Origin of the sequence: uncultured Nevskia sp. (assembly GCF_903885465.1) — a bacterium.
Classification (GTDB): domain Bacteria; phylum Pseudomonadota; class Gammaproteobacteria; order Nevskiales; family Nevskiaceae; genus Nevskia.
In genome coordinates, this window is sequence record NZ_CAISIQ010000494.1 from 1 (window position 1) to 12,412 (window position 12,412).

Below are 12,412 nucleotides of genomic sequence, written 5' to 3' on the forward strand. Positions count from 1 at the left end.
CGTTGCACTGGGCCCAAACGACCTCCGCCGCAGCGAGCAAAGTAACTGCCAACAGACCCCAGCTTGTGCAGCCGTTGACCGCGACCGCGGCCTCAGACGATCCGGTAATGCGCGGCCGTGACGAAGGCCGATGCCGCTGGCAGCCAGCGCCGCGCGGTGACTTCGATCGTCCAGCGGCCGGCGTCGCGGGCCAGGCCGATCAGGTTCCAGCGGGCGCCCTCATCCTTTGGATTGGGAACCGCCGAGATCGACGGCACGCCGAGCACTGGCACCAGACCATCCGGCCCGCGGATCGGATCGAAACGCGCGTCGCGGGAATGACCGTGCAGCACCAGTTCGGCACCGCAGCGGGCGATCACCTTGCGGAACGCGGCGCGATCCTCGAGCGCCTTGCGCGCGCGAACGACGCCATCGGCCGGCGGGTGATGCAGCATCACCACTCTGGCCAGACCGTCGCGCTGCGAAGCCAGCAGCAGTTCGGCGAGCGCATCGAGCTGCGTGCCACCCAACCGGCCACTGGCAAAGCCGGGCGGCGTCGACACCGCGGACGACAAGCCGATGATCGCAACCTCGCCGCGCACGCGGCGATACGGAAAGTGGCTGGCGCTACCCAAGCCCATCTCATCATCGCCGCGCATCCACGGTTGCCAATGCGCCCAGCTCTCGGTCCAGGGCACGGGCACCAGCGCATCGTGGTTGCCGGGCACGATCGACATCGTTTCGACGCTAGCGAAACTCGCGAGCCAGCGACCGGCGGCGGCGAACTCGTCCGGCAGCGAAAGATTGGTGATGTCGCCGCTGCATAGCCAGTGATCCGGCGCATGGGCCTGGATGTCGGCGATCGCCGCCGCGAGCAGTTCCGGCCGCTGCAGGGCGCCCCGCCCGCGCGCCCAGGACAAGCGGCTCAAGGAGCGCTTGGAAAAGCGTTGCGCCAAGCTGGGCGGCGCTTCGGCGTGATGCAGGTGCGGATCGGAAAAATGGGCCAGCCGGAACATGGTTCTTGATCGTTGCGGGATGAAGCTGCGCACTGGGTGGAATCGCGGCCGGCGCAGCCGTCAGACCCTACCGCTTTGCACCATAATACGGCGCTTTTTCACGGCAGCTTTTGATGAATCCTGATCCCTTGCGCCCCTCGCCTGCTGCGCCCGCCACGCTCGGCGTGATCATCGGCCGCAATCCGACTCGCCTGTGGGGCATGACGTCGACCGAGCGCCTGAACCGCAGCCTCAAGATTGCCGGCGTGAAGGACATCCGCAGCTACGATCGCCTCGGCGATTTCGCCGGTGGTTCCGTCTTGATCGTGTCGAACGACTGGGTCTTCGATGTCTCGATCATCAAGGGCCTGGCGACGCGGCCGAACACCGTGATCATCGATGGTGAAACGCGGCGCGCGGTTGCCGCCAATGTCGATGCCGCGCAGCTGTCGGCCGCGATCGCGCTGATCGAGCACGGTGCAGGCAGCCTGCCCGCTGAGGTGCAGCCGCTATCCGCGGAAGACGTCGGCGGCAACTACAACCACGAGCTGCGCAAGAAGGAATCGCCGTATCTGCTGCAGCTGACGCCGGAGACGCTGGCCGCCGTCGAGCGGCGCATGTTCAGCGGCAGCTACAAGGGCGTCACCGATTTCGTCACCAAGTTCTGGTGGCCGCGCCCCGCGGAAGTGGTGACGCGCTGGTGCTCGCACGGGGGCATGAGCCCGAACCAGGTCACCTTGATCGGCTTCATCGCCGTGCTGATCTCGTTCTGGGCCTTCTGGAACGGCCACTACCTGCTGGGTCTGGCCAGCGGCTGGCTGATGACTTTCCTCGACACCGTCGACGGCAAGCTGGCCCGCGTCACCCTGACCTCGTCGCCGATGGGCAATGTCTTCGATCACGGCATCGACCTGATCCATCCACCGTTCTGGTGGTGGGCCTGGATCGTCGGCCTCGTCGCCTACGGCACGCCGACGCCCTACGCCGATCTGGCGCTCTGGGTGATCCTGATCGGCTATGTCGTGCAGCGGGTACTCGAAGGCATCTTCATGTCGCTGTTCGACATGCATGTGCACGTCTGGCGGCGCTTCGACAGCTTCTTCCGCCTGATCACCGCGCGGCGCAATCCGAACCTGGTGATCCTGACGCCGTTCGCGCTCGCCGGCCGGCCGGATCTCGGCATCCTGCTGGTCGCGCTATGGACGGCGCTGAGTCTGGTCGTGCATGCCGTGCAGATCCTTCAGGGCTTGGTCGCCCGCCGTCACGGCCCGCTACGGTCCTGGCTGGCGGCATGATGCGGATCGGTCTGATCCGCAACCCGAACAGCCAGCGCAACCGCCGGATCGGCGACCGCTTGGGCGAAGTCGTGGTGCCTCGGCAGGTCGAGCTGCTGCGCATCGACGCGGCCACCGCCGACGATGTGCCGGCCGTGGTCCGCGAATACGGCGCGCGCGGCGTCACCCATCTGATCGTCGACGGCGGTGACGGCACCCTGCGCGAAGCGATGACGGCGCTGCCGCCAGCGTTCGGTACGCGGCTGCCGACCCTGAGCCTGGTCGCCGGCGGCAATGCCAATCTGGCGACGTCCGATGTCGGCGGTGCCGGCCACGGCCCGCAAGCGCTGCAACGGCTGCTCGATGCTCTGGCCAGCGGCCAGCGCGGCCATGTCGAGGAGCGACGGCCGATCGAGCTGCGCTGGCCAGATGGTTCGCGGCCGCCGGTGCTCGGTTTCTTCGTCGGCGCGGCGGCGTTCTACAAGGGCTGGAAGCTGGCGCTCGGCGCCGTTCACGATCGTGGCTTCATGCACGGCCCTGCGGTGGCCGCGACGATGGCCGGCGCGCTGTGGCAAACGATGGCCGGAGGCCCGCGCAGTGACTGGCAGGCCGGCACCATGATGGGCATCGCCGTCGATGGCGCGCCGGAACGCGAAGGCGCACGTTTCCTGTTCCTCGCCACCAGCCTGCACAGCCTGTTCAACGGTCTGTGGCCGTTCTACGACCATGGCGACTCGCCGCTGCGCTGGCTCGATATCGACGCGCCGCCGCCGCGCTTCGTGCGCAGCCTGCCGGGCCTGCTGCGCGGCAAGCCCAGCCACTGGATGCGCCACTCGCACGCCTATCGCAGCGGCGGCGCGCAATCACTGGCGCTACGCCTGCAGGCGCCGCTGGTGGTCGACGGCGAGGCTTACACCGCCGGCCCGTACGGCTTTGTCGAACTGCACACCGGCCCGCGCATCGCCTTCTATTCGCCGAGCCGCGCATGACCTCGAATCCAGCCCGCCAAGCTCTGCAAGCCGTTGTCGCCGAAGAGCTTTCGCTGCCCTTGCCGGCGGCGATCCATCAAGTCGCGGCGATGCTCGCAGAGCGCGGCCATGGCTCGGTGGTCGCCGTGCTGTTCTACGGCTCGAACCTGCGCTCCGGCGAACTGGATGGGGTGCTCGACTATTACGTGCTGGTCGACTCGCTGCGCAGCTGGTACGGCAAGCGCCTGCCGGCCGCTGCAAATCGGCTGCTGCCGCCGAATATCCTGTATCTGGAACCCGAGGTCGATGGCCGCAAGCTGCGCGCGAAAGTCGCGGTGCTCAGGGCCGACCAGTTCCGGCGCGGCATGCGTCGCGGCGGTCTCGACACGACGATGTGGGCACGCTATTCGCAACCGGCCGCGCTGGCTTGGAGCCGCGACGATACCGCCCGCGATGAAGTCATCAACTCGATCAGCGAAGCAGTGATCAGCGCCGCCGGCTGGGCCGCCCGTCTCGGTCCCGAATCCGGCCCGGCCGGGGACTACTGGCAGGCCTTGTACAAGCGCACCTACAGCGCCGAGCTGAGAGTCGAGAAAGCCAGCCGCACCGACAGCCTGATGGCCTTCGGCGGCGATCGCTACACGACCCTGCTGCCACTCGCCTGGGAGGCCGCCGGCCTGCCCTACAAGATGAGCGAAGACGGCTCGTCGCTGACCCCGCAGCTCAGTTCATCTGATCGGCAGGCGGCGGCGGCCGGCTGGGCGCTGCGCCACGGCCTCGGCAAGCCGCTGAACTTCGTGCGCCTGGTCAAGAGCGCGTACACCTTTGATGGCGGCGTCGATTACCTGCTGTGGAAGATCGAGCGGCACAGCGGCGTCAAGATGGAGCTGACGCCCTGGCAGCGGCGCCACCCGATCCTCGCCTCGCCGCGCGTGCTCTGGGAACTGCGGCGACGCGGAGCGATCCGGTGACGGCTGGCCTGACGCCATGCGCATCCTGTATCTGATCAATGGCCTGAATGGCGGCGGTGCCGCGTTTCCGGTGCCGGAACTGATCGCGACCGCCCAGCGCCATGGCGACACGGTGAAAGTGGTCGCATTGATGCCGCAGGATCGCCGCGCCGCCGAGCGCTTCGATCGCGCCGGCCTAGCCTGGAGCCTGATCGGCAGCGGCCCCGCGGACATCCTGCCGAGCTTCGGCAAGCTGCTGGCGCTGCTGCGCAAGGAGCGTCCGGACTTCATCTGGACTTCGTTGAGCCGCGCCTGCGTCTACGGCCAGATCGCCGGCCGTCTGCTCGGCATTCCGGTGCTGAGCTGGCAGCACAATGCCTTCCTGAAGCCCGGCAATCGCCTGCTGCTGAGGCTGACCGGCCGCTGGGCGGCGCGCTGGGTCGCCGATTCCGAGGCGGTCGCCACGTTCACACGGGAAGCCCTCGGCGTGGCGCCCGAGTTGATCGACATCTGGCCGATCTTTCGGGCGCGCAGCGATGCCCCGCAGGCGGTCGCCTGTGCCGCGGCAGGCCGGTTCCGGATCGGCAGCCTCGGCCGGCTGCACCCGAACAAGCGCTACGAGGATTTGATCGATGCCGCCGCCTGGCTGCGCGATCAGCATCCCGCGGCCGCGCGGCGGCTGGAAATCCTGATCGGCGGCGAAGGTCCGGAAGCGGCGGCGCTCGCGGCGCGGATCGAGCGACTCGGTCTCGACAACGTTCGGCTGATGGGCTTCATCGATCAACCCGCCGCGTTCCTGGCCAGCCTGCACGGCTATGTGCAGCCCTCGCATCACGAAGGCATGTGCATCGCCGCTCACGAAGCGATGCAGGCGGCGCTACCGGTGGTGGCGACGCCGGTCGGCGAACTGCGCCGCAGCGTCGCCGATGGTCAGACCGGGTTCATCGTGCCGGTGGGCGACCCGCCAGCGCTGGCGAAAGCCTTGCTGGCGCTGACCGACGATCGAACGCGCGCAGCGCAGATGGGTCTGGCGAGCCGGGAACGGGTCATCGAACGCTTCGGCGCTGCGGCGTTCGATCGCAGCGGCTACGCGGTGCTCGACAAGATGGCGCCGATCGTCGCGGCGCAGCGGCCTCGCTGAGCTTCAGTCGTCAGTCGCAGGCGCGGCGCCCGCTGGCATCGTCGAAGGATGGACCATGCGGCTGTAGCCGGACATCGAGCGGTCGAAGATGAAGTGGCGCAGCACGCCAACCCAGGAATCGTAGGACTTCAGGCCGTTGTATGACTCCGGCGCGATCGCCCGCAACTGTGGCAGCTTGTTCCACGGCACGGCCGGGAAATCATGATGCTCGTTGTGATAGCCCATGTTGAAGCACAGCTTGTTCAGCGGGCCGTAGTACGAGTAGGTGTCCTGCCCTTCGGCGGTGACGTGATGCTCCTGGATCCAGCGCCCGCCGAGCGGATGCAGGCCGAGCGCGAACAAGGTCGACAGCGCCAGATAACCGAGCGCAGCCGGGCCAATGAACAGATAGATCAGCGCATCGACGATCAGCACGGCGATCAGATTGCCGATCACCCAGCCATCCCACAGCGAAACGCCGCGCAGAGCTTTCAGCTTCATCGGCCGCAGCGCCTGCGATACCGGCAACAGCGCCACCCAGGCCGCCTTGCGCCAGGCGGAATTGCCGATCAGCTGCGCTTCCCGGTGGCTGATGATGTCCGGGTCCATGTCGTACTGGCCCAGATAGCGGTGGTGATGCAGGTGAAACTTGCGGAAGCCCATCGCCGATGGCAGCACCAGCGCGAAATCGCAGAGGATCGCGAACAGGCGATTCAGCGTCTGCGACTTGAACACCAGCGCATGGGTGCACTCGTGGATCATCACGTACAGCGCGTGGTTGATGAAGGCACCGAACAGGAAGGCGACGGCAATGAACGCCCAGGCCTCGAAACCCTCCGCCTGCGTAGCGACCAACCACTGCACGCCAACCAGGCCGACGATCCACAGCGCCGACAGCGGATTGCGCGACATCAGCGCCCGCACTTCGGGGTGTTTCGCGGCAATCTCGCGACGACGATGCACGTGGGAAATCGGCTCGTCGACGTAGATGAAGTCACTGCTCATGGACGACTCATGGGACTTTACGACCTGAACAAAAGATGAAGAGGACGTTCAGGCGATGAGCCCAGTGTCCACGTAGGGCCGAAGCATAAGCCGTTCCGCGAACGCGAGGATAGCGTCCTTGCCCCGCTGCGCCGACGGGCGATCGCCGAGATCGAAACTGTAGCGAAACAGTTCGAGCTGCGTGTCCCGGTAATCGCCATGACTTGCAAATGCAGCGTCTACGGCAGCTTCGATGCCTTCGGCCGAGCCGATCACGGGGCCAGTCGTCCAATGCCGGTAGTTCGGATCCTGCTGCCAGACACTGCGCTGAGCATCGAGGAACAGACAGGGCCGCGGCTCGTGCAGGAACTCGTAGACCTGGCTCGAGGCATCGCCCAGGTACAGATCGGCGGCGCGGGTGTAACTCATGTCAACACTGCGTTCACTGCCAAGATCGATATGGATGTGTGGACAGTCGCGATAGATCTGGGGAATTTCGCCCGGCCGATCGATGCGCCAGTTCTGCAGCGATACCTGGAACTGTTTCTTGAACAGCATCACGTGTGGAGCAAAGATCAGGTTGTAGCGCGTCGACTTGCGAAACGCTTCGAGCACCTGCAGGCCCACGGTGTACCAGGACGACAGATTCGGCGAACAGTGCGGGTTGTAGAGCACGGTCGGCCGATCGTTGTCGAACAGCTTCAGCCGCGCGCCAGCGGCATGCAGGTCGAATTTCGGATAACCGGTGATCGCGTAACCGTCTTCGTGCAGCAGGCCGGCCGCGCGCAGGCGATCGCGAATCTTCGGCCCGGACATCAGCACCAGATCGAACTGACCGCTGGCGCGATCGAAACCGACTTCGCGATCACCTGCGCCGTGCCGGGTATGCACGAACTTCAGATGCTTGAGGCCGAAGCGCGAACGCAGGATCAGGCTGGTCTTCTCGGGCACCACGAGCACTTCCATATCCCGGAAGGCACTGCGGTGCTGCCACAAGGTCATCAGCCGCGTGAACGGCAGCAGCCGATCCAAGTGCCTGCCGACACTGCGAAAACCGTCCTCCAGGCTCAGCAGACGGTATTCGACACGAGTACCGGGATAGGCCCCCGCGAGACGCTGCAGGTAGTCGAGCTGACGCTGATCGGAAGCCAGCAGAACCACCGGTTGGCCAGTGCGTGCACGGCCCAGCTCGAAAGCGATCGGGGCGCTGTGCGCAATCTGGTGCAGATGATCGTGATTGAACAGGAACCCGATCTTCACTTCGCCTTTCGGGAAGGCGTTTTCTTTTTTATCAATCATGTTCGGCCTCCGATGCCGCAACAAAAAAAGGCCCGGAACTCCGGGCCTTTAACGTAGCGACCGAACGCTTACGAAATCATTACAGAGTCAATGATCGTTTCCGATCCTGCTCGGAGTCCGTTCAGCGGATACCGCCAGAAGCCAGCATGGCCACTTCCGCCAGCGGCGGGGCGCTGATCGGCGTCGAAACGCGCTTGCGGGCAGTGGTATTGACCAGCGGCGGCAGCACGCCAAGCTGGCGGCCAACCGCTTCGAACAGCTGCACAGCGCGATCGATCTGGGCCGGGGTGTGCACGGCACTGATGCTGGAGCGCAGCAGCGGCGCCGGCGTCGGCGTTGCTGGCGGCAGCGCCAGATTCAGGTAGAGACCGCCTTCGAGCAGACGATTCCAGAACTCGACGGCGAGCGGCGCATCGGCCACTGCGACAGACACAATCGGGCTGCACTGCGGGCCCACGGCGAAACCGAGGTTGCGCAGCCCGTAATACAGACGTTCGGCGTTCTCGTGCAGGCGCTTGCGACGCTGCGGCTCTTCCTGCATGCGGCGCAGGGCCATGATCGTCGACGCCATCACCGACGGCGGCAGCGAAGCAGTGAACATGTAAGGACGGCAGGCGACGCGCAGGATGTCGAAATCCTCGACATTCGAAACGCAGAAACCGCCGACGCTGCCGAGGCTCTTCGAGAACGTGCCGACGATGAAATCGCAGTCGGCCTCGACACCGGCTTCTTCGGCCAGACCTCGGCCATTGTCGCCGAGCACGCCGAGCGAATGGGCTTCGTCAACCATCAGCCAGGCGCCCATCTCGCGCTTCACTTCGGCGAATTCGCGCAATGGCGCAACGTCACCGAGCATCGAGTAGATGCCTTCGACAACCACCAGCTTCTGACCCGGCTCGTTGGCCAGGCGCTTCAGGCGCTTGTGCAGATCGTCCGGATCGTTGTGACGGAAACGGACCACTTCGGCATGGCCGAGGCGGGCGCCGTCATAGATGCTGGCGTGGCTGTCGGAATCGAGCAGCAGGTAGTCGCCCTTGCCGGCGAGCGTCGACAGCATGCCCAGATTGGCCTGGTAGCCAGTCGAGAACACCATGCAGTGCTCGCGATTGAAAAACTTCGCGAGACTTTTCTCGAGTGTGCGATGCGTGCCGTAGCTGCCGTTGGCAATGCGCGAACCGGTAGTGCCGGTGCCGTGGGCACGGACGGCGGCAACTGACTCTTCGATGCAGGCTTCGTCGAACGTCAGGCCCAGATAGTTGTTGGTACCGAGCAGGATCGTCTTCCGGCCGCGATACATGCCCTCGGTCGAGGACAGCATGCCTTCGAAGACCATTTCGAAAGGATTCTGACCCACCGAACGCAGTTGGTCATAGGTCTGCCGTAACGGGGCAAACTTCGAAAGTATGCTCACTATTTCATTTCCTTCCGCGCAGTTCATCAACAACCAGCGCCAGATCGCCGAGGGTTTCCACCTCTGCGACCCGGTCGAGCGGGATGACGATCTCGAACTGGTCTTCCAGCGACATGATGAAATCCATCACGGCCAGCGAATCGAGTTGAAGATCCTTGACGATATTGGTCGTCGGTCCTAGCGTCGCCGGCTTCTTCAGCAGCTTGCGCAAGCTCTCAATGATTTGCGCTTGCGTGTCGCGCACAGTCTCAGTCATCAGCCGTTGTTCCTCATTGATTGCGCCCGTTCAACGCGGCTTACCGGTGTAAGCCACCGGCGGCCAAGCGCGTGAATCGACGGATTGTAAAGCAACGATAACGAGTTTGTCATAGCGCGTTCACGTGCCCGCTCAGCTACCACAAACCCACCTGAACCGCGTTCTTCTAAAGCCAGCCCGCCTGCCGGTACCACTGCGCGGTGCTGGCGAAACCCGCCAGCAGGGAATGTTGCGGAGGTGCGGACGGCTCCCGCAACAGCTCTGTCTCCGGTACTGCCCAGTCTTCATGCAGCAATTCGCGAATCTTGCCGGCGCTGATGATGTCCGATCTGCCGATCAGTTTGGCGAACGCGCCAACACCGCCGCCAACGCCGCGCAACAGGCCGGCTGGCAATTGAAAGTAGGCCGGAGCCCGATTGCCAACTGCCTCTGCCGCCGCGCCGAGTATCTGTTTCCAGCCATAACCCTCAGGACAGGCATCGGTGATCGACTGCACTTTGCCGGTCGGCTCACTCATCACCCGTACTGCTAATAATGCGGCTGCATCAGCCACATGGACCAGCGAAATCCGTGCCTCAGGCTTGCCTGGCAAGGGCACGAAGCGGCGTGACGCCAGTTCGAAGAACACCATCGTTTCGCGATCGCCAGGACCGTAAATTGCCGGCGGCCGAATCACGCTGACTTTTGCCGAACCCAGCACCGCGAATGCAACTTCTTCGCTGGCTCGCTTGCTCGCCGCGTAGCCGGACAACTCCGGATGGCGCGCCGCGAGGCTGGAAACGTGAACCAGATGAGCCTCAGGCGCAGCGTCGACCATGGCCTCCGCCAGTGCCCGCGTGCCAGCTCGATTGACCTGCATGAACGCTTCATCGCTATACGCCTTGATGGCCCCGGCCAGATGCAGCACGGCATCGGCGCCAGTCACCAGACGGCGCAGCGCGGCGGAGTCGTCCAGAGTGCCGAGGACGATGTCCGGAGTTGCATCGCCCCAGCTGCCATCAACGGGCTCACGACGCGCCAGCAGGCGCAGCTTGCAGCCACGAGCCACCAGCGCAGCGACCACATGGCGACCGAGAAAACCGGTCGCCCCGGTCACTGCCACCGTGAACGAACCGCGGGCAGTACCGCTGGTCAACTCGAGGATACCGGCGCCGCAGCGACGAAGCTGCCCTGCAGATACATCGTTTTTGCCTTCGAACGGCTGAGCTTGCCGGACGACGTGCGCGGCAGCGTCCGCGGCGGAACGGTGACGACGTCGGTCTCGACGCCGTGACGCATCCGCAGCACGCCGGCCACTTCCTTCTTCAGGTTGTCGCGCGTTTCGTCATCGGCCGTCCGAAACTCGACCAGTACTACGATCCGCTCCGAACCGCCGTCATCGACCGATACTGCCGCAACGTCGCCGCTGCGCAGCGACGAGACTTCGCGCTCCACTGTCCATTCCAGATCCTGCGGCCAGATGTTGCGGCCGTTGACGATGATCAGATCCTTGGCGCGGCCGGTGATGACGATCTGGCCATCCCGGAAATAGCCGAGATCGCCGGTATCGAGCCAGCCATCAGCGGCCAACACCGCCTCGGTGGCTTCCAGCTGGCCGTAATAGCCCTGCATCATGCTCGGGCCGCGAGCGTAGATGCGGCCGACCTGACCGGTCGTCAGCAGCTTGCCGGACTCGCCACGCACTTCGAACGCATGATCCGGCAACGCCGGGCCGCAGAGCACGAAATCGCGACGACGCTCGGTGCTGGCTCCTGCCGGCACGGCGAGGTTCTCACGCTCCAGCCGTTCGCTGTCCAGAGTATCGAAACGGATGCCCTGCCCGGCCGGCGCGAAGCTCAGCGCCAGCGCCGTTTCCGCCATGCCGTAGCTCGGCACGAACGCCGAAGCCTTGAAACCGCGCACGGCGAACTGCTCCGCGAACTTCGCCAGCGGCTCCGGGCGCACCATGTCGCCGCCGATGCCGGCACCGCGCCAGGACGACAGGTCCAGCCCTTCCGAAGACGCGGTTTCCGCGCGCCGTGCAGCCAGTTCGTAGCCGAACGACGGGCTATACGACAACGTGCCGCCATTGCGCGTGATCAGTTCCAGCCAGAGCAGCGGCCGGCGTGCGAAATCGCGTGTCGCAAACATGTCGACCGAGATCTGGCAGGCCAGCGGCGTCAGCAGAAAGCCGATCAGCCCCATGTCGTGATACAGCGGCAGCCAGGAGCTGCAGCGGTCAGTCGGGCCGATTCCCAGGCCGTGGCAGGCAATGCCGTAGACGTTGGCGATCAGCGCGCGCTGAGTCACCGCAACGCCGAGCGGAAAGCGCGTGCTGCCGGACGAAAACTGCAAATAGCACAGGTCTTCCGCGCCAACGACCGGCAATTCGCGGCCGTCGTCTGGATCGTCCTTCAGCTGGTCCAGGATGCCGGACACCGCGAGGTTGAGGCCATCGACCGCTTCCGCCAGCCATTCGACCAGCGCCGCCGGCGCAAACGCGGCCGAGGCGTCGGCAATCTCGATCATCCGGCGGATATGCGCGACATAGGCCGCGCGGCCGCCGAAAGCTGCCGGCAGCGGCAAGGTCGTCGGCACCAGGCCGGCGTATTCGCAGGCAAAGAAGGCACGGGCGAAATCGCCATCGGATTCGCCGATCAAGGCCACACGGTGTCCCGGCTTGAGGCCGCGGGCCAGCAGCTTGCGGGCCAGCACCAGGCTCTGTTCGCGCAGCTCCCGGTAGCTCAAGGCTTCCAGCAGGATGCCTTTGCCAGAGTAGATATTGATCCCGGTCGCGCCTTGAGCCGCGTAATCCAGGGCCTGAGGCAGGGTTTCGAAGCCAGCTGGGCGGTATTCGGGAAGTCCGCTCGCCGTCGGAGTGGGCTGCAGCATTATTAGAGTTCTAGGGAGTTCAGGAAGGAAGGACGCTGTGCGCGCTGTGCGTTTCGGGTACTACCTGTCACAGCAGTAAGTGTACCAACCGACACCGGCGGTCAGTCACCCTTGGGTAGTTCTGTCCGGCGATACCACCTCAGCACCAGCCATAGCTGGCCTCCGAGCATCAGCGCGGCACCGATCACCGCCGCCACACCGGCCCCGATCAGGCCGCCATGGATCGTGGCCCAGTACAACAGCGGCAAATAGGCCAGGGTCACCACCAGACGCATGCGGAAGGCAGCACCGGCGCTGCCGGTGGA

Annotated in this window: 11 protein-coding genes and 1 pseudogene; 4 read left to right on the forward strand and 8 right to left on the reverse strand. The window is 65.1% G+C overall.

Annotated features, from left to right (window positions below; genetic code table 11):
* Positions 1-92: 92 nt before the first annotated feature.
* A complete protein-coding gene (locus QZY06_RS19080; protein ID WP_295687094.1) occupies positions 93-995 on the reverse strand; it encodes a metallophosphoesterase in 903 nt (300 codons plus the stop codon).
* 113 nt (positions 996-1,108) lie between these two features.
* Here QZY06_RS19080 and QZY06_RS19085 point away from each other — a divergent pair, with 113 nt between their 5' ends.
* From QZY06_RS19085 to QZY06_RS19100, 4 genes are read left to right on the forward strand one after another with little or no spacing between them, the layout of a single operon-like run.
* Positions 1,109-2,269, forward strand: a complete 1,161-nt coding sequence (locus QZY06_RS19085; RefSeq protein ID WP_295687097.1) for a CDP-alcohol phosphatidyltransferase family protein — start codon at positions 1,109-1,111, stop codon at positions 2,267-2,269.
* Entirely contained in the window at positions 2,266-3,237 is a 972-nt protein-coding gene (locus tag QZY06_RS19090; protein ID WP_295687099.1) for a diacylglycerol kinase family protein, read from the forward strand. The genes QZY06_RS19085 and QZY06_RS19090 overlap by 4 nt, the downstream gene beginning before the upstream one ends.
* Complete coding sequence (locus QZY06_RS19095; RefSeq protein WP_295687101.1) at positions 3,234-4,187, forward strand: hypothetical protein; 954 nt, start codon at positions 3,234-3,236, stop codon at positions 4,185-4,187. Before QZY06_RS19090 ends, QZY06_RS19095 begins: the two co-directional genes overlap by 4 nt.
* A 16-nt stretch (positions 4,188-4,203) precedes the next feature.
* Positions 4,204-5,307, forward strand: coding sequence for a glycosyltransferase (locus QZY06_RS19100; RefSeq protein WP_295687104.1), 1,104 nt, complete (start codon positions 4,204-4,206; stop codon positions 5,305-5,307).
* Positions 5,308-5,310: 3 nt separating this feature from the next.
* Here QZY06_RS19100 and QZY06_RS19105 read toward each other — a convergent pair whose 3' ends face one another.
* The 7 genes and pseudogenes from QZY06_RS19105 to QZY06_RS19135 form a co-directional block, all read right to left on the reverse strand.
* Complete coding sequence (locus QZY06_RS19105; RefSeq protein ID WP_295687106.1) at positions 5,311-6,291, reverse strand: fatty acid desaturase; 981 nt, start codon at positions 6,289-6,291, stop codon at positions 5,311-5,313.
* A 48-nt stretch (positions 6,292-6,339) separates the two neighbouring features.
* Entirely contained in the window at positions 6,340-7,569 is a 1,230-nt protein-coding gene (locus QZY06_RS19110; protein WP_295687108.1) for a hypothetical protein, read from the reverse strand.
* 121 nt (positions 7,570-7,690) lie between these two features.
* Positions 7,691-8,902, reverse strand: a complete 1,212-nt coding sequence (locus QZY06_RS19115) for an aminotransferase class I/II-fold pyridoxal phosphate-dependent enzyme (protein WP_367275680.1) — start codon at positions 8,900-8,902, stop codon at positions 7,691-7,693.
* An 82-nt stretch (positions 8,903-8,984) separates the two neighbouring features.
* Positions 8,985-9,236 (reverse strand): acyl carrier protein, encoded by a 252-nt coding sequence (locus QZY06_RS19120; RefSeq protein WP_022975413.1) that lies wholly within the window; start codon positions 9,234-9,236, stop codon positions 8,985-8,987.
* Positions 9,237-9,402: 166 nt separating this feature from the next.
* The gene (locus QZY06_RS19125) at positions 9,403-10,371 is read right to left on the reverse strand and encodes an NAD(P)-dependent oxidoreductase (RefSeq protein ID WP_295687113.1); all 969 of its coding nucleotides are present in this window, start codon (positions 10,369-10,371) and stop codon (positions 9,403-9,405) included.
* A complete protein-coding gene (locus QZY06_RS19130) occupies positions 10,368-12,107 on the reverse strand; it encodes a fatty acyl-AMP ligase (protein WP_295687115.1) in 1,740 nt (579 codons plus the stop codon). The genes QZY06_RS19125 and QZY06_RS19130 overlap by 4 nt, the downstream gene beginning before the upstream one ends.
* A gap of 101 nt (positions 12,108-12,208) precedes the next feature.
* Positions 12,209-12,412, reverse strand: a pseudogene (locus tag QZY06_RS19135) (hypothetical protein); the annotation flags it as partial.